This is a genomic window from Arthrobacter sp. Y3221159 (genome assembly GCF_059089885.1).
Genome location: NZ_JBNHFC010000002.1, coordinates 330,156 through 347,004 on the forward strand (window position 1 = coordinate 330,156; position 16,849 = coordinate 347,004).

Below are 16,849 nucleotides of genomic sequence, written 5' to 3' on the forward strand. Positions count from 1 at the left end.
GTTGTCTTTCTGTGGTGGCGGCGGCTAGTGGGCTACGGCGGCGGCGCCGTGTTCGTCGATGAGGGCGCCCGTTTCGAAGCGCTCCAGGGAGAACGGTGCGTTCAGCTTGTGCGGGGCGCCGGTGGCGATGGTGTGGGCGAAGGTCATTCCGGCGGCCGGAGTTCCCTTGAACCCGCCGGTACCCCAGCCGCAGTTCACGAACATGTTTTCCACCGGGGTGGTGCCCACGATCGGCGACGCGTCCAGGGTGGTGTCCACGATGCCGCCCCAGGTCCGGAGTACGTGGGCCCGGGCGAAGATGGGGAAGAGCTCGACGGCGGCGGCCATCTGCTCCTCGATCACGTGGAAGGAGCCGCGCTGGCCGTAGCCGTTGTAGGAGTCGATGCCGGCACCCATCACGAGTTCGCCCTTGTGCGCCTGGGAGACGTAGACGTGCACGTGGTTGGACATGACCACCGTGGGGTGGACCGGCTCGTGCAGCTCGGAGACCAGGGCCTGCAGCGGGTGCGACTGGATGGGCAGCTCGAAGCCGGCCATCTCGGCCAGGACGGAGCTGTGGCCCGCGGCACAGAGGCCCACCTTTTCGGTGTTGATGGTGCCGCGGTTGGTCTTGACGCCCACCACGCGGTCGCCATCCTTCAGGAAGCCGGTGACTTCGCAGTTCTGGATGATGTCCACGCCCATCTCGTCACACTTGCGGGCGAAGGCCCAGGCAACGTGGTCGTGCTTGGCGATGCCGGCGCGCGGCTGGTAGGTAGCGCCCATGACCGGGTAGCGGATGTTGTCGCTGACGTTCAGGATGGGGCAGAGTTCCTTGACCTGCTGCGGGTCCAGCCACTCAGCGTCTACGCCGTTGAGCTTGTTGGCGCCTACCCGTCGCATGCTCTCGCGAACGTCACCAAGGGTGTGGGCCAGGTTCATCACGCCGCGCTGGCTGAAGAGGAAGTCGTACTCGAGCTCCTCCGGCAGGATTTCCCACAGCTTGAGCGCCTGCTCGTACATGCCGGCGCTCTCGTCCCAGAGGTAGTTGGAACGGATGATGGTGGTGTTCCGGGCCATGTTGCCGCCGGCCAGCCAGCCCTTTTCCAGGACGGCAATGTTGGTCATGCCGTGGTTCTTGGCCAGGAAGTATGCGGTGGCCAGGCCGTGCCCGCCGCCGCCCACGATCACTGCATCATAGGAGGACTTGGGTTCCGGGTTCCGCCAGAGGAAGTCCGGGTGCTCCGGAAGCTGGTGGGTGCTCACTGGGCGGCTCCAATCAGGTCAGCCTCTGCTGCGGCCAGGGCGGCGTCATCGTTGAGGTGCGGGTAAAGGGGGAACTTTTCGGCCAGTGCCGTGACCCGGCCGCGGAGTTCGGCGGCGATGTCCTCGGCGAGGGTGCCCGTGCCGGCTGCGGCAATCAGCGCCGTCGCGATGATGTCCGCGACCTCGGTGAACTCTGCGGCGCCGAAGCCGCGGGCTGCCAGGGCCGGCGTGCCGATGCGCAGGCCGGAGGAAACCATCGGCGGGCGGGGGTCGAACGGAACGGCGTTGCGGTTGACCGTGATGCCGATCTGGTGGAGGGCGTCCTCGCCCTGCTGGCCGTCGAGTTCGGAGTTGCGCAGGTCAACCAGGACCAGGTGGACGTCGGTGCCGCCGTTGACCACGGAGATACCGGCAGCCTCGACGTCCGGCTGCAGGAGCCGTTCGGCCACCAGCTGGGCGCCCTGCAGGACGCGTTCCTGGCGTTCCTTGAACTCGGGAGCGGCTGCAAGCTTGAAAGCTACTGCCTTGGCTGCGACAACGTGCTCCAGCGGGCCGCCCTGCTGGCCGGGGAAGACCGCGCTGTTGATCTTCTTGGCGTATTCCTCCTTGGCGAGGATGACGCCGCCGCGCGGGCCGCCGAGCGTCTTGTGGGTGGTGGTGGTGACGACGTCCGCGTAGGGGACGGGGTTGGGGTGCAGTCCTGCAGCCACCAGGCCGGCGAAGTGGGCCATGTCCACCATCAGGTAGGCACCCACAAGGTCGGCGATGCGGCGGAACTCGGCGAAGTCCAGCTGGCGGGAGTAGGCGGACCAGCCGGCCACGATCAGCTTGGGCTTGTGTTCCAGGGCCAGGCGCTCCACTTCGGCCATGTCCACACGGAGGTCGGATTCGCGGACGTGGTACGGGACCACGTTGTAGAGCTTGCCGGAGAAGTTGATCTTCATGCCGTGGGTCAGGTGGCCGCCGTGGGCCAGGGAGAGTCCCAGGATGGTGTCGCCCGGGTTCAGCAGGGCGAACATGGCGGCGGCGTTGGCCTGCGCGCCGGAGTGGGGCTGCACGTTGGCGAATTCCGCACCGAACAGGGCCTTGACGCGGTCGATGGCGAGCTGCTCGATGACGTCCACGTGCTCGCAGCCACCGTAGTAGCGCTTCCCGGGGTAGCCCTCGGCGTACTTGTTGGTCAGGACAGACCCCTGGGCCTCCATGACGGCGGACGGAGCGAAGTTCTCCGATGCGATCATCTCGAGGGTGGACTGCTGCCGCTCCAGCTCCTTTGCTACGGCGGCAGCTACATCGGCGTCGACCTGGGCCAGTGAGGCGTTCAGTACGTTCTGCATGGTTCTCCTTGAAAAGCCCTTGGGTTACTGATCCACAACTGATCTGTAACTGATATATTAGAACTAACGCAATAGTATGTTGCAGGTCACTAAGCAGTCAACAGCAACTTTTTGGAGAGCGCCTGATGAGCCTGATGCTGGAGAACCACCTGGAGATCGAAGGGGATCTCTCGCTGGCCGAGCGCGCCTACCGGCATCTCCGGGACCGGCTGATCATGCTGGACATCCGGCCGGGGGACGCCATCAATGACGGCAAGCTGGCCGCCGAGATGGGAATCGGACGGACTCCCGTCCGGGAAGCCCTCAAGCGGCTGGAAAGCGACCACCTGGTGATCTCCTATCCGCGGCGCGGAACCTTCGCCACCATCGTCGATATCACCGAACTCGCCGATGTCTCGGAACTCCGGGAATCGCTGGAGCCCCTGGCCGCGCGGCGCGCCGCCAAGCTGGCCACGCCTGCCCTTCGTGCGGAACTGCGCGATACCGCGGCGTCGATTGCGAAAATGGCCACCGCGGAGGATCCGTACGACCTCATGCGGTACGACATCACGGTGCACCGGCTGATCTACCGCGCGGCCGGAAACGCCCATCTTGAAGACGTCCTGATCCGCTACGACAATCTCGCCACCCGGATCTGGTGCATGGTTCTGGACAAGGTGCCGTCCGTGGCCGAGCACGTCTCCGAGCACGTGGAACTACTGGAGGTAATTGCCGACGGCGATGCGGAGCGGGCGGGCAAGCTCGCCCTGGAGCACGTCACCAGCTTCGAGCAGGCAATCCGCAGCGTGCTCTAGGCGCGGCCGGGCTTACGAGCCCAGGGGCTCGAGCCGCTTCCGCAGGAGGCAGAATTCGTTGCCCTCCGGATCCTGCAGGACATGCCACGGCTCGTCGCCGGCCTGCCCCACGTCGGCCTGCCGGGCGCCAAGGGCGAGCAGCCGCTCCAGTTCGGCGGCCTGGTCCCGGTCCACAGGATTGACATCGATGTGCAGCGGCAGCCTTCCGGTCCGCGGATTGCTGCTGGGGCTCAGGATGATGGTGGGCTGCAGCCCCCCGAACCCGGTGGCGGGACCGATTTCGATTGCCCCGTCCTCACGGTCGAGCTCCACGTAGCCCAGGACGCCGCACCAGAACCGGGCGAGCCTCTCTGGGTCGTCGCAGTTGAGGACCAGTTCGCTGATGCGGCATGACATGGTGCCCAGTGTATTGGGTGTGACGTGGAATACTTCCGTAGAGGCAAGCCGGAACCGCCGGCGGACGCAGGAAGGGCAACGCGCTATGCAGGAGACCGCCAGGGTGGACGAAACGCCGCTGGAGCACGTGCTGGCAGCTCTGTCCCGTGAACGGGGCAACGGGCTGCTGCCGGACCCGGCCTTCGACCGCCGCCTGGACCGGACCCTGCCCCTGCTGGCGGATCTCTTCGGCTCCCTGTACAGCTCGCGGCCGGACTGGCAGGACCAGCTGGCAGCCCTCATTGTCCAGGCGGCAAGGTCCTGGCAGGAGCGCCCGCCCGGACTGAAGGACCTGGACGCCGGGCGCGAAGGCGACAGCGGCTGGTTCCAGTCCAACACCATGCTGGGCGGCGTCTGCTACGTGGACCGGTACGCGGAAAGCCTGGAGGGGGTCCGCGCCCGGATCCCGTACTTCAAGGAGCTGGGCCTGACCTACCTCCACCTCATGCCGCTGTTCCTGGCTCCCGAGCCGCATTCCGATGGCGGCTACGCGGTGTCCAGCTACCGGGAGGTCAACCCGAAGCTCGGAACCATGGAGCAGCTGCGGTCCCTGGCGGCGGACCTGCGCAGCAACGGGATCAGCCTGGTGGTTGACTTCATCTTCAACCACACCTCGGACGAGCACGAGTGGGCCCGCAAGGCAGCCGCCGGCGACCCCGAATACAGCGATTACTACTGGATTTTCCCGGACCGAACCATGCCGGACGCCTTCGAACAGAACGTGCGTGAAATCTTCCCGGAAAACCACCCTGGGTCCTTCATCCAGATGGCGGACGGCCGGTGGGTCTGGGCCACCTTCCACACCTACCAGTGGGACCTGAACTACTCCAACCCGGACGTTTTCCGCGCCATGGCCGGGGAAATGCTGTTCCTGGCGAACCAGGGCGTGGACATCCTTCGGATGGATGCCGTGGCCTTCATCTGGAAGCAGCTGGGAACCTCCTGCGAGAGCCGGCCCGAGGCGCACACCCTGCTGCGCGCCTTCAACGCGGTGTGCCGTCTGGCGGCGCCGTCGCTGCTCTTCAAATCCGAGGCCATCGTGCATCCGGACGAGGTGGCGCTCTACATCGACCCCGCCGAGTGCCAGATCTCCTACAACCCCCTGCAGATGGCGCTGATCTGGGAGTCCCTGGCCACGCGGGACACCTCGCTGCTGGCCCAGGCCCTGAAGCGGCGGCACAACATCCCGGCCGGCACATCATGGGTCAACTACGTCCGCAGCCACGACGACATCGGCTGGACCTTCGCGGACGAGGACGCGGCGGAACTGGGCATCAACGGCTTCGACCACCGCCGCTTCCTGAACTCCTTCTACGTCAACCGGTTTCCTGGCAGCTTCGCCCGCGGCGTGCCCTTCCAGGACAACCCGCGCACCGGCGACTGCCGGATCTCGGGCACGACGGCGTCACTGTGCGGCATGGAGGTCAACCCCGCCGAGGCGGTGGAACGGATCCTCCTGGCCCATTCGGTTGCCTTCAGCACCGGCGGCATCCCGCTGCTGTACCTGGGCGACGAGGTGGCCCAGCTCAATGACTACGACTATGCGCAGGAGCCGGGCCACGGAGGGGACAGCCGCTGGGTGCACCGGCCGCACTACCCCGTGGAACAATACGCCGGCCGAAACGACCCCTCCACTCCGGAAGGCGCCGTGCACGCCGGGCTGAAGCGGATGATCGAAGTCCGCGGAGCTGCCCCTGAGCTGGCCGGAACCACGCTGCTCGATTTCGAAACCCACAACCGAAGTGTCCTGGGGTACCAGCGGCCGGCAAGCGCGGCCGACGGCGGCCAGACGCGGATCCTTGCCCTCGCCAACTTCGGCGACTCTTCCCGGCAGCTGCCAGCGGAGACCTTCGGCGGATTCCTGCCGGCCGCCGTCGACCTTCTCTCGGAAGCGACGCTGGACCTGGGCGAAGGCGTCACGCTGCTCCCCCGGCAGTATCTCTGGCTGCGCGTCACTCCCGCCTAGCACCGGCGCCCGTTTTCCCAACCGGGGGCGGGCCGTGAAACCATACGGATCATGCCCCAGAAGATTGCGTACCAGGGTGAGCCCGGCGCCAACTCCAATATTGCCTGCCAGCAGATGTTCCCGGACATGGAAAGCGTGCCGTGCGCCAGCTTTGAGGACGCCTTCGAGCTGGTGGCCGGCGGCGAGGCCGACCTGGCCATGATCCCCATCGAGAACTCAATCGCCGGCCGGGTGGCGGACATCCACATCCTGCTGCCGCAATCCAACCTGCAGATCGTGGGCGAATACTTCCTGCCCATCCACTTCGACCTGCTGGGCATTCCGGGCAGCACCATCGAGGGGGCCACCGAGGTCCACAGCCACATCCACGCCCTGGGCCAGTGCCGGCGCCTGATCCGGGAGGCCAACCTGCGGCCGGTCATAGCGGGTGACACCGCAGGATCCGCCCGTGAAGTGGCCGAGTGGAATGATCCCCGCAAGCTGTCCCTGGCTCCCCCGCTGGCCGCGCAGATCTACGGCCTGGAGGTCCTTGCGTCCCGGGTGGAGGACGATCCCTCCAACACCACACGCTTCGTGGTCCTGGCACGGGAAAAGGAACTGCCGGCCCGGGACGAGGTTCCCGGACCGGCAGTCACCAGCTTTGTGTTCCGCGTGCGCAACGTCCCGTCTGCCCTGTATAAGGCTCTGGGCGGCTTCGCCACCAACGGCGTGAACATGACCCGGCTGGAGAGCTACATGGTGGGCAACGAATTCGCCGCCACCATGTTCATGGCCGACGTCGAAGGCCACCCCGAGGACCTGCCGCTGAAGCTGGCCCTCGAGGAACTGGACTTCTTCACCACCGAGGTGCGGATCCTGGGCGTCTACGCAGCCGCCGACTACCGCGCGGCGGCCGCCACGGCGTGACGCGGCTGCTGCCCCGGCTTCAGGAACTGCGCGAAGAACGCGCCCAGTTCCGCGGTGGCGGTCAGCGGCAGGACGTTGGCCACGTACTGGTCCGGGCGGACCACCACCACGGCACCGTTGCGGTCCAGGCCGCGGAGGTCGAAGATGTCCGCGTTCGGGTCCGTGCCGTACACCTTCTCGTAGTCGGTCAGCTTGAACGGGCCCACCTGCGGCTTGAACACCGCGGGAACCTGGTTGATGTCGACGGCGGTGTGTCCCTGCTGGTAGATGACCTTCAGGTCGAACCAGGCATCCGGGTCCGCCCCGGCAGGGGTGGCAGCGAGCGGTGATTCCGGTGAGTTGGCGAACCATTCGGCCAGCAGGTCGGTGGCGGAACCGGTCCCCGGCTGCGCCGCGTCGGCAAACACGTAGATCCGCCAGCGCCCGTCCGCGGTGGCGTGGTGGCCCAGATGGATCGGGTTGGTGTCCGCCACCCGCACCACGGGGGCGGACTTGAAGCGTTTACCCACGGGGAAGCCGGTGGCCAGGTCCTGGTGGTCGTCGGTCCCGACAATCAGGGACGGGGCGTACTGGGTCATGAACCCGGCCGGGAATTCGGCGGTGCGGACATAGAAGTCTTCCAGGTCCGAGGGGTGTTGGAACTCTTCGGGCTTCTTGGCCATCATGGATGACCATTCCTTGTCGAAGTCGATCAGGTTCTTCGCCACCACCTGGCGTTCGGCGGAGTAGGTGGCCAGCAGGCTTTCGGGGCTGCGGCCCTCCAGGACATGGCCCAGCTTCCACGCGATGTTGAAGCCGTCCTGCATGGACACGTTCATCCCCTGGCCGGCCTTGGCGCTGTGGGTGTGGCAGGCATCGCCGGTGATGAAGACGCGCGGGGTGCGGGTGCCGCGGTCCTGCGGCAGGACGTCGTCGAACCGGTCCGTGAGGCGGTGGCCCACCTCGTACACGCTGTGCCAGGCCACGTTGCGGACGTCCAAGGTGTAGGGGTGGAGGATCTCGTTCGCCTTGCGGATGATGTCGTCGATGCTGGTGTTCCGCACCGCATGGTGGGTGGCGGGGTCCACCTCTCCCAGGTCCACATACATGCGGAACAGGTGTCCGCCTTCGCGCGGGATGAGCAGGATGCTGCCTTTTTCGCCCTGGATTGCGCACTTGGTGCGGATATCCGGGAAATCAGTGACGGCAAGCGTGTCCATGACACCCCAGGCGTGATTGGCCTGGTCGCCGGCGAGGGTGCAGCCGATGGCCTGGCGCACCTTGCTGCGAGCGCCGTCGGCACCCACCACGTACTTGGCCCGGACAATGCGCTCCTGCCCCTCACTGGGCCCGGAAGTGTGGAGCAGGGTCACGGCGACAGGATATTCACCGCTGTCCGCGACCTCCAAGCCCTGGAATTCGTAGCCGTAGTCCGGCTTCAGGCGTGAGGGCGAGTTGGCGGCAAATTCCGCGAAATAATCCAGGACGCGGGCCTGGTTGACGATGAGGTGCGGGAACTCGCTGATGCCTGTCTCGTCATCCACCGCCCGGGCGGAACGGATGATGTTGGCACGGTTGGCCGGGTCCGGCTTCCAGAAGGCCATCTCGGTAATCCGGTAGGCCTCGGCCGTGATCCTCTCGGCAAAGCCAAACGCCTGGAATGTCTCGACGCTGCGCGCCTGGATGCCGTCCGCCTGGCCGATGGCCAGCCGTCCGGGCCGGCGCTCGATAATGCGCGTCGTGACGTCCGGGAACATCGAAAGCTGTGCGGCGGCGAGCATGCCGGCGGGGCCTGTGCCGACGATCAGCACATCCACTTCATCCGGAAGTTCTTCGGGGCGGTCGATGCCGACGCCGGCGGCCGGCTTGACGCGCGGGTCGCCGGATACGTAGCCGTGGTGGTGGAACTGCACGGTATTCCTCACTTCTTTGTGGCGGCTAGGCTGTTCTATATCAGAACAAGTGATTCGATAATGGAAACGCTGGAACCTGGCATCCACTGTACGCCCGATGTGACGCGGGCGACAAGTGCCCCCCCCACTCGCCCGCAACGCCGCGGGAAAAAGGGGGTTGACGAATGACGTGCCATGGGTGAATAGTGATCGTATACGATTTCGTACCTGATGAGGAGAAGCTTTGGAGCAGGTCAACGAGGACACGCTGGCATCAGCCCGCAAGGTCATTGCGGTGCACATCAACTACCCCAGCCGTGCGGCCCAGCGCGGCCGCACCCCCGCCCAGCCCTCCTACTTCCTCAAGCCCTCCAGCTCCCTGGCCTTGACGGGCGGCCGGGTGGAGCGGCCGGCAGGCTGTGAACTGCTCGGCTACGAGGGCGAGATTGCCCTGGTCATCGGCAAGGCGGCCCGCCGCGTCAGTATCGAGGACGCCTGGAGCCACGTTGCCGCCGTCACCGCCAGCAACGATCTGGGTGTGTACGACCTCCGCTGGGCGGACAAAGGGTCCAACCTCCGGTCAAAGGGCGGCGACGGCTTCACCCCGGTGGGCCCGGCTCTGATCCCGGCAGACGCCGTCGACCCCGCGAGGCTGCGCATCCGCACCTGGCACAACGGCGACCTGGTCCAGGATGACACGACGGAGGACCTGCTCTTCCCGTTCGCCCGCCTGGTGGCGGACCTGTCCCAGCTGCTTACCCTCGAAGAGGGCGACATCATCCTCACCGGCACCCCCGCGGGCGCCTCCGTCGCCAAGCCGCGCGACCTCCTCGAGGTGGAGGTTTCCGCCGGAAACCTCACCACGGGCCGGCTGGCCACCACCATTGTGGAAGGCACGACGCCGTTCGCGGACTTTGGTGCCGGGCCCAAGGTTGATGACCTGCAGCGGGAGGAAGCGTACGGTTCCCGCGAGGCCGCCGGGCTGGTACCTGCTGCGGAGGCCGCCGTCGTGCCTTCCCTCTCCCCTGAACTAAAGGCCAAGCTGGAGTCCGTGGCCACCGCCACCCTGTCCTCGCAGATGCGCAAGCGCGGCCTGAACAACGTCAGCATCGACGGGCTGCAGGCCACCCGCCCGGACCGCCGGGTAGTTGGACTGGCCCGGACCCTGCGCTACGTGCCCAACCGCGAGGACCTCTTCAAAACCCACGGCGGCGGTTTCAATGCGCAGAAGAAGGCCATCGACTCCGTCAACGAGGGCGAAATCCTGGTGATGGAGGCCCGCGGCGAGAAGGGCACCGGCACCGTCGGCGACATCCTGGCCCTCCGCGCCCAGGTCCGCGGGGCCGCAGCCATCATCACCGACGGCGGTGTCCGCGACTACACCGCCGTGGCGGGGCTGGACATGCCAACCTACTTTGCCAACCCGCACCCCGCAGTCCTCGGCCGCCGCCATATCCCCTGGGACACGGACATCACCATCGCCTGCGGCGGCGCCACCGTCCAGCCCGGAGACATCATCGTGGCGGACGCCGACGGCATCCTGGTCATCCCGCCGGCCATTGCCGAAGAACTCGTGGACGACTGTATCCAACAGGAAAAGGAAGAAGTCTTCATCTTCGAAATGGTCAAGCAGGGCAACGGCGTGGACGGCCTGTACCCGATGAACGCCGAATGGCAGGCCAGGTACAAGGAATGGGAGGCAGGAAAAGCTGATGACTGAGGCACTGACCGACCTGGCCGAAGTGGCCGCTCCCGGAAGCAAGTCCGAACAGGCGTACCAGGCCGTCAAGGCGCGGATCGTTGAGGGCACCTATACCCCCGGCTACCGGCTGGTGCTGGGCACCATCGCCAAGGACCTCGGCTTCAGTGTGGTCCCGGTCCGCGAAGCCATCCGCCGACTGGAGGCCGAAGGCCTGGTGAAGTTCGAACGCAACGTGGGCGCCACCGTAGCCGGCATCGACCCCACCGAATACCTGTACACCATGCAAACACTCAGCATCGTGGAGGGTGCGGCCACCGCGTTGTCCGCCCCGCTGATCGATGCGGTGGCCATCGCCCGGGCCCGCGCGGTGAACGAGGAAATGCGCGAATGCCTGGAACACTTCAACCCCGTCCGTTTTACCCAACTGAACCAGGACTTCCACAGCGTCCTCTTTGAGCACTGCCCCAACCCGCACATCCTGGACCTGGTCCACCGCGGCTGGAACCGGCTGGCTGCACTGAGGTCCTCCACGTTCCGCTTCGTCCCCGGCCGGGCCCGCGAATCGGTGGAGGAGCACGAAGGGCTGCTGCAGCTTATCGAATCCGGCGCCGATCCGGACACCATCGAAAAAGCCGCCCGCCAGCACCGGGCGGCCACCCTGGACGCATACCTCGCCCAAGCAAAGCACCAGTAAGGACATCAACGATGACGACCTCCGTAGAAACCTCCCGGCACTACGTGCCCAAGGACCTGCCCGCCCATATCCAGCACTACATCAACGGCGAGTTCGTTGACTCCGTGGGCGGGAAGACCTTCGACGTCCTGGATCCTGTTTCCAACCGCAACTATGCGACCGCCGCGGCGGGCCAGAAAGAGGACATCGACCTGGCCGTTGCAGCCGCCCGCGAAGCTTTCGTGAACGGCCCGTGGCCGAAGATGAAGCCCCGCGAGCGGGCCCGCGTCCTGAACCGGATCGCTGACGCCGTCGAAGCGCAGGAAGCACGCCTGGCTGAACTGGAAACTTTCGATACCGGCCTGCCGATCACCCAGGCCAAGGGCCAGGCCCTGCGCGCGGCCGAGAACTTCCGGTTCTTCGCGGACCTGATCGTGGCCCAGTTCGACGACGCCATGAAGGTCCCCGGCTCGCAGATCAACTACGTGAACCGCAAGCCGATCGGCGTGGCCGGCCTGATCACGCCGTGGAACACCCCGTTCATGCTGGAGTCCTGGAAGCTCGCCCCGGCCCTGGCCACCGGCAACACCGTGGTCCTGAAGCCGGCCGAGTTCACCCCGCTGTCCGCCTCGCTGTGGGCCACCATCTTCAAGGAAGCCGGCCTGCCCGACGGCGTCTTCAACCTGGTCAACGGCCTGGGCGAGGAAGCCGGCGACGCCCTGGTCAAGCACCCGGACGTGCCCCTGATTTCCTTCACCGGTGAGACCACCACCGGCCAGACGATCTTCCGGAACGCGGCGGCCAACCTCAAGGGCCTCTCCATGGAACTGGGCGGCAAGTCCCCCTGCGTCGTGTTCGCCGACGCCGACCTGGACGCCGCGATCGATTCGGCCCTGTTCGGGGTCTTCTCCCTCAACGGGGAACGCTGCACCGCCGGCTCCCGCATCCTGGTGGAGCGGGCCGTCTACGACGAGTTCTGCGAGAAGTACGCCGCCCGGGCCAAGAACATCGTGGTGGGCGATCCCCACGATCCCAAGACCCAGGTGGGCGCCCTGGTCCACCCGGAGCACTACGAAAAGGTGGCCTCCTACGTGGAGATCGGCAAGTCCGAAGGCCGGCTCCTGGCCGGCGGCGGCCGCCCCGACCACTTGCCCGAAGGCAACTACATCGCACCCACCGTGTTCGCCGACGTCGCCCCCGACGCCCGGATCTTCCAGGAGGAGATCTTCGGACCGGTGGTGGCCATCACCCCGTTCGAGAACGACGACGAAGCCCTCGCCTTGGCCAACAACACCAAGTACGGCCTGGCCGCCTACATCTGGACCCAGAACCTGACCCGGGCGCACAACTTCTCCCAGAACGTCGAGGCCGGCATGGTGTGGCTGAACAGCCACAACGTCCGCGACCTGCGCACCCCGTTCGGCGGCGTCAAGGCCTCCGGCCTGGGCCACGAGGGCGGCTACCGCTCCATCGATTTCTACACCGACCAGCAGGCCGTGCACATCACGCTGGGCACCGTCCACACCCCCAAGTTCGGCAGCGTCGAAGACTCCGCCGCCAACGAGGGCTAGAACCTACTTCCCCACTCAAAGAAGAGAGCACACCATGACCAACTTCGTTCCCACCCCCACTGTCCCGGCACCGGACATCGTCCGCTGCGCCTACATGGAGATCGTGGTCACCGACCTCGCCAGGTCCCGCGAGTTCTACGTGGACGTCCTGGGCCTGCACGTCACCGAAGAGGACGAGAACGCGATCTACCTGCGGTCCCTGGAGGAGTTCATCCACCACAACCTGGTCCTCCGCAAGGGGCCGGTGGCCGCCGTCGCCGCCTTCGCCTACCGGGTAAAGTCCCCTGCAGAGGTGGACGCCGCCGAGGCCTACTACAGGGAACTGGGCTGCCGGGTGGAGCGCCGCAAGGAAGGCTTCACCAAGGGCGTGGGCGATTCCGTCCGCGTGGAGGATCCACTGGGCTTCCCGTACGAGTTCTTCTACGACGTGGAGCACGTGGAGCGCCTAACCCAGCGCTACGACCTCTACTCCGCCGGCGAACTGGTCCGCCTGGACCACTTCAACCAGGTCACCCCGGACGTCCCCCGCGGCCGCAAGTACCTGGAGGACCTGGGCTTCCGCGTCTCCGAGGACATCAAGGATTCCGACGGCGTCACGTACGCCGCGTGGATGCACCGCAAGCAGACCGTGCACGACACCGCCCTGACCGGCGGCAACGGCCCGCGCATGCACCACGTCGCGTTCGCCACGCACGAGAAGCACAACATCATCCAGATCTGCGACAAGATGGGCGCCCTGCGCATCAGCGACCGGATCGAGCGCGGGCCCGGCCGGCACGGCGTCTCCAACGCGTTCTACCTCTACATCCTGGACCCGGACGGCCACCGCATCGAGATCTACACCCAGGACTACTACACCGGCGACCCCGACAACCCCACCATCACCTGGGACGTCCACGACAACCAGCGCCGCGACTGGTGGGGCAACCCCGTGGTCCCGTCCTGGTACACCGAGGCCTCCCTGGTCCTGGACCTGGACGGCAACCCCCAGCCGGTCATTGAACGCGAGGAAAAGTCCGAGATGGCAGTGACCGTCGGCGCCGACGGCTTCTCCTACACCCGCAAGGAGGGCTCGCCGGAAGGTGACCGGACGGGGTTCAAGCTGGGAGCGCAGGTCTAACCCATGCTGGAGCCGACGACGATTGAGGCCATCGCGGACGAGCTGGTGGAAGCCGGCCGGACCCGCACCCCTGTTCCCCTCCTGACGGCCCGGTACCCGGGCATGACCGTGGAGGATTCCTACGCCGTGCAGCAGTTGTGGCGGCGCCGCAACGAGGAAGCCGGCAGGACCCTGGTGGGGCGCAAGATCGGCCTCACGTCCAAGGCAATGCAGGCCGCCACCGGCATCACTGAACCGGACTACGGAGCCATCTTCGACGACATGGTCCTGGACACCGGCTGCTCGGTCCAGTGGGACCGCTACACGCACCCGCGGGTGGAGGTGGAGCTGGCGTTCGTCCTCAAGGACGGGCTCAAGGGCCCCGGCGTCACCATCTTCGATGTCCTGAAAGCAACCGACTACGTGGTCCCGGCCCTCGAGATCCTGGACTCCCGGATCGAGATGGAGGGCCGAACCATCGTGGACACCATCTCGGACAACGCCGCGATGGGCGCCATGGTGATCGGCGGGAACCCCGTGAAGCCTGACGCGGTGGACCTGCGCTGGGTCTCCGCCATCCTCTACAAGAACCAGACCGTGGAGGAAACCGGCGTGGCCGCCGGCGTCCTTGACCACCCCGCCAACGGCGTCCACTGGCTGGCCAACAAGATCGCAGCGCACGGTGATTCACTCAAGGCCGGGGACATCATCCTGGCCGGCTCCTTCACCCGCCCCATGTGGGTCTACAAGGGCGACACCGTGCACGCCGACTACGGACCCCTGGGGAGTGTCACATGCCGCTTCGAATAGAAGACACCTTCCGCGACGCCCTCGCCGCACAAAAAGGTGAAGCAGGCCGGCCGCTGGCCGGGATGTGGGTGTGCTCGGGCAGCCCTCTCATCGCCGAGCTGTGCGCCGGGTCCGGCCTGGACTGGCTCCTGGTGGACGCCGAACACAGCCCCAACGGGCTCGAGTCCGTCCTCGCCCAGCTCCAGGCCATCCACGGCTACCCCGTCCACGCCCTGGTCCGGCCGCCGGTCAACGACACCGTGGTGATCAAGCAGTACCTGGACCTGGGCGTGCAGAACCTGCTCATCCCCATGGTCAACTCCGTTGCCGAAGCCGAGGCCGCGGTGGCGGCCACCCGCTACCCGCCCGAAGGCGTCCGCGGCGTGGGTTCGGCCCTGGCCAGGGCCGCCCGCTGGAACCGGGTGCCGGACTACCTGGCCCGGGCCAACGAGACCATCAGCGTCACGGTCCAGATCGAGTCCACCGCCGCCGTGGACGCGGTCGAGGACATCCTGAAGGTGGACGGCGTGGATGCGGTCTTCATCGGCCCGTCCGACCTCGCCGCCTCGATGGGCCTGCTGGGACAGCAGGAACACCCGGAGGTGCGGGCCGCCGTCGAGCATTGCCTTGCGGCCGCGAAGTCGGCCGGGAAGCCCGCGGGCGTGAACGCCTTCAACCCGGATACCGCCCGGCATTACCTGGACCACGGCGCTGATTTCATCCTGGTGGGTGCCGACGTCGCACTCCTCGCGCGCGGCTCCGAAGCCCTCGCCGCGCAGTACATCCCCAAAGCCGGCGACGACACCCGCGCCAGCTACTGACTCTTAAGGACTTCCCCCATGACAGTTACTTCTGCGCTGCCCCCTGCCGTCTCGCCGGAGCGTGAGGCCGCGCTGCTGGCGTCGGTCCCGACCGGCCTGTTGATCAACGGGGAGTGGGTGGACGCGTCCGACGGCGGCACGTTCGACGTGGACGATCCTGCCACCGGGCAGGTTCTCGCCACCCTCGCTTCCGCCACGAGCGAGGACGCGATTAAGGCTTTAGAAGCGGCCGACGCGGCGCAGGCGTCCTGGGCGCGGACCGCGCCACGGGTCCGGGCTGAGATCCTCCGCCGGGCCTTCGACCTGGTCACCGAGCGCGCCGAGGACTTCGCGCTGCTGATGACGCTGGAGATGGGCAAGCCGCTGGCCGAGGCCCGCGGCGAGGTCACGTACGGGGCGGAGTTCCTGCGCTGGTTCTCCGAGGAAACCGTCCGTGACTACGGCCGCTACCTCACTTCTCCCGAGGGCAAGAACAAAATCCTCGTCCAGCACAAACCCGTCGGCCCCTGTCTGCTCATCACCCCCTGGAACTTCCCGCTCGCGATGGCCACCCGCAAGGTCGCACCCGCTGTCGCGGCCGGCTGCACCATGGTCCTCAAACCCGCCAAGCTCACTCCGTTGACGGCCCAGTACTTCGCGCAGACCATGCTCGACGCCGGCCTGCCATCCGGGGTATTGAACGTCGTCGCCTCCTCGTCCGCGTCGGGGATTTCCGGGCCGCTGCTGAAGGACTCCCGGCTGCGGAAGGTCTCCTTCACCGGGTCCACCCCGGTCGGTAAACGGCTGATGGCCGACGCCGCCCAGAATGTGCTCCGCACCTCAATGGAGCTCGGGGGCAACGCACCGTTCATCGTCTTCGAAGACGCCGACCTCGACAAAGCCGTCGAAGGGGCCATGGCAGCCAAGATGCGGAACATGGGCGAAGCCTGCACCGCCGCCAACAGGTTCCTCGTCCACGAATCCGTCGCCGCCGAGTTCACCCGGAAGTTCGCCGCCGCCATGGGCGCCCTGGCCACCGGCCGCGGCACCGACCCAGCCACCCAGGTGGGCCCGCTCATCGACGCCGGCGCCCGTGACGACGTCCACGCTTTGGTGAGTGCCGCCGTTGACGCCGGTGCCGTCGCTGTCACCGGTGGGGCTCCCGTGGACGGGCCAGGCTACTTCTACCAGCCCACCGTCCTGGCCAATGTCCCCAACGATGCCGCGATCCTGGGCCAGGAAATCTTCGGCCCCGTCGCCCCCGTCACTACCTTCCGAACCGAGCAAGAAGCCATCAACCTCGCCAACGCCTCCGAGTACGGCCTCGCGTCCTACCTCTACAGCCGCGACTTCAACCGGTTGCTCAGGGTAGCCGAGCAAATTGAGTTCGGCATGGTCGGGTTCAACGCAGGCGTCATCTCCAACGCCGCCGCACCCTTCGGCGGCGTCAAACAATCAGGCCTCGGCCGCGAAGGCGGCACCGAAGGCATCGCCGAATACACCACCACCCAATACATCGGCATCGCAGACCCCTACGCCGGCTGACGCCGAGTACACCGCTCCACCCGTTTCATGAGCCTCCCTGCCGTTGCGGCAGGGAGGCTCATGTGTTCCGAATACTTCTAGCGCATGCTCCCAGCATTCTTAGGTATAAACACGTG

Annotated in this window: 14 protein-coding genes; 10 read left to right on the plus strand and 4 right to left on the minus strand. The window is 66.6% G+C overall.

Annotation, left to right across the window (positions count from 1 at the left end; all coding sequences use genetic code 11):
- Positions 1 to 24 precede the first annotated feature (24 nt).
- Positions 25 to 1,245 carry a sarcosine oxidase subunit beta family protein gene (locus tag AC5RT3_RS03920; RefSeq protein ID WP_494053443.1) on the minus strand — a complete coding sequence of 407 codons (1,221 nt, stop codon included), beginning with the start codon at positions 1,243 to 1,245 and terminating at the stop codon, positions 25 to 27.
- Positions 1,242 to 2,582, minus strand: coding sequence for a serine hydroxymethyltransferase (gene glyA / locus AC5RT3_RS03925; protein ID WP_494053442.1), 1,341 nt, complete (start codon positions 2,580 to 2,582; stop codon positions 1,242 to 1,244). The genes AC5RT3_RS03920 and glyA overlap by 4 nt, the downstream gene beginning before the upstream one ends.
- Before the next feature lie 125 nt (positions 2,583 to 2,707).
- Here glyA and AC5RT3_RS03930 point away from each other — a divergent pair, with 125 nt between their 5' ends.
- The gene (locus AC5RT3_RS03930) at positions 2,708 to 3,376 is read left to right on the plus strand and encodes a GntR family transcriptional regulator (RefSeq protein WP_494009753.1); all 669 of its coding nucleotides are present in this window, start codon (positions 2,708 to 2,710) and stop codon (positions 3,374 to 3,376) included.
- Positions 3,377 to 3,388: 12 nt separating this feature from the next.
- Here AC5RT3_RS03930 and AC5RT3_RS03935 read toward each other — a convergent pair whose 3' ends face one another.
- Positions 3,389 to 3,772: a VOC family protein gene (locus AC5RT3_RS03935; protein WP_494123544.1), complete on the minus strand. Its 384-nt coding sequence runs from the start codon at positions 3,770 to 3,772 to the stop codon at positions 3,389 to 3,391.
- An 85-nt stretch (positions 3,773 to 3,857) separates the two neighbouring features.
- Here AC5RT3_RS03935 and AC5RT3_RS03940 point away from each other — a divergent pair, with 85 nt between their 5' ends.
- Together AC5RT3_RS03940 and AC5RT3_RS03945 are read left to right on the plus strand one after the other, a co-directional pair.
- Complete coding sequence (locus tag AC5RT3_RS03940; protein ID WP_494123545.1) at positions 3,858 to 5,777, plus strand: alpha-amylase family protein; 1,920 nt, start codon at positions 3,858 to 3,860, stop codon at positions 5,775 to 5,777.
- A gap of 51 nt (positions 5,778 to 5,828) precedes the next feature.
- Complete coding sequence (locus tag AC5RT3_RS03945) at positions 5,829 to 6,683, plus strand: prephenate dehydratase (RefSeq protein ID WP_494053440.1); 855 nt, start codon at positions 5,829 to 5,831, stop codon at positions 6,681 to 6,683.
- Here AC5RT3_RS03945 and AC5RT3_RS03950 read toward each other — a convergent pair.
- On the minus strand, positions 6,656 to 8,575 hold the full coding sequence (locus AC5RT3_RS03950; RefSeq protein ID WP_494123546.1) for an FAD-binding monooxygenase: 1,920 nt from the start codon (positions 8,573 to 8,575) through the stop codon (positions 6,656 to 6,658). The two genes, AC5RT3_RS03945 and AC5RT3_RS03950, sit on opposite strands and share 28 nt — an antisense overlap.
- A 223-nt stretch (positions 8,576 to 8,798) precedes the next feature.
- On the opposite strand from AC5RT3_RS03950, the gene AC5RT3_RS03955 reads away from it, so the two are divergent.
- Genes AC5RT3_RS03955 through AC5RT3_RS03985 form a run of 7 tightly spaced genes read left to right on the plus strand, consistent with a single transcriptional unit; the run spans position 8,799 to position 16,733 of the window.
- The gene (locus AC5RT3_RS03955) at positions 8,799 to 10,274 is read left to right on the plus strand and encodes a fumarylacetoacetate hydrolase family protein (protein ID WP_494123547.1); all 1,476 of its coding nucleotides are present in this window, start codon (positions 8,799 to 8,801) and stop codon (positions 10,272 to 10,274) included.
- Positions 10,267 to 10,950 (plus strand): GntR family transcriptional regulator, encoded by a 684-nt coding sequence (locus AC5RT3_RS03960; protein WP_494053437.1) that lies wholly within the window; start codon positions 10,267 to 10,269, stop codon positions 10,948 to 10,950. Before AC5RT3_RS03955 ends, AC5RT3_RS03960 begins: the two co-directional genes overlap by 8 nt.
- Before the next feature lie 11 nt (positions 10,951 to 10,961).
- A complete protein-coding gene (hpaE, locus tag AC5RT3_RS03965) occupies positions 10,962 to 12,500 on the plus strand; it encodes a 5-carboxymethyl-2-hydroxymuconate semialdehyde dehydrogenase (RefSeq protein ID WP_494053436.1) in 1,539 nt (512 codons plus the stop codon).
- A gap of 34 nt (positions 12,501 to 12,534) precedes the next feature.
- Positions 12,535 to 13,620, plus strand: coding sequence for a 3,4-dihydroxyphenylacetate 2,3-dioxygenase (gene hpaD / locus AC5RT3_RS03970; protein WP_494053435.1), 1,086 nt, complete (start codon positions 12,535 to 12,537; stop codon positions 13,618 to 13,620).
- A 3-nt stretch (positions 13,621 to 13,623) separates the two neighbouring features.
- Entirely contained in the window at positions 13,624 to 14,409 is a 786-nt protein-coding gene (gene hpaH, locus AC5RT3_RS03975) for a 2-oxo-hept-4-ene-1,7-dioate hydratase (protein WP_354175740.1), read from the plus strand.
- Positions 14,394 to 15,209, plus strand: coding sequence for an HpcH/HpaI aldolase family protein (locus tag AC5RT3_RS03980; RefSeq protein ID WP_494123548.1), 816 nt, complete (start codon positions 14,394 to 14,396; stop codon positions 15,207 to 15,209). The genes hpaH and AC5RT3_RS03980 overlap by 16 nt, the downstream gene beginning before the upstream one ends.
- An 18-nt stretch (positions 15,210 to 15,227) precedes the next feature.
- Positions 15,228 to 16,733, plus strand: a complete 1,506-nt coding sequence (locus AC5RT3_RS03985) for an NAD-dependent succinate-semialdehyde dehydrogenase (protein ID WP_494123549.1) — start codon at positions 15,228 to 15,230, stop codon at positions 16,731 to 16,733.
- The last annotated feature ends 116 nt before the right edge of the window (positions 16,734 to 16,849 follow it).

Excerpts from the sequence above, each read along its gene's own strand:
- glyA (WP_494053442.1), bottom strand. The coding sequence starts at position 2,582 with ATGCAGAACGTACTGAACGCCTCACTGGCCCAGGTCGACGCCGATGTA.
- AC5RT3_RS03930 (WP_494009753.1), top strand. The coding sequence starts at position 2,708 with ATGAGCCTGATGCTGGAGAACCACCTGGAGATCGAAGGGGATCTCTCG.
- AC5RT3_RS03935 (WP_494123544.1), bottom strand. The coding sequence starts at position 3,772 with ATGTCATGCCGCATCAGCGAACTGGTCCTCAACTGCGACGACCCAGAG.
- AC5RT3_RS03940 (WP_494123545.1), top strand. The coding sequence starts at position 3,858 with ATGCAGGAGACCGCCAGGGTGGACGAAACGCCGCTGGAGCACGTGCTG.
- AC5RT3_RS03945 (WP_494053440.1), top strand. The coding sequence starts at position 5,829 with ATGCCCCAGAAGATTGCGTACCAGGGTGAGCCCGGCGCCAACTCCAAT.
- AC5RT3_RS03960 (WP_494053437.1), top strand. The coding sequence starts at position 10,267 with ATGACTGAGGCACTGACCGACCTGGCCGAAGTGGCCGCTCCCGGAAGC.
- hpaE (WP_494053436.1), top strand. The coding sequence starts at position 10,962 with ATGACGACCTCCGTAGAAACCTCCCGGCACTACGTGCCCAAGGACCTG.
- hpaD (WP_494053435.1), top strand. The coding sequence starts at position 12,535 with ATGACCAACTTCGTTCCCACCCCCACTGTCCCGGCACCGGACATCGTC.
- hpaH (WP_354175740.1), top strand. The coding sequence starts at position 13,624 with ATGCTGGAGCCGACGACGATTGAGGCCATCGCGGACGAGCTGGTGGAA.
- AC5RT3_RS03980 (WP_494123548.1), top strand. The coding sequence starts at position 14,394 with ATGCCGCTTCGAATAGAAGACACCTTCCGCGACGCCCTCGCCGCACAA.
- AC5RT3_RS03985 (WP_494123549.1), top strand. The coding sequence starts at position 15,228 with ATGACAGTTACTTCTGCGCTGCCCCCTGCCGTCTCGCCGGAGCGTGAG.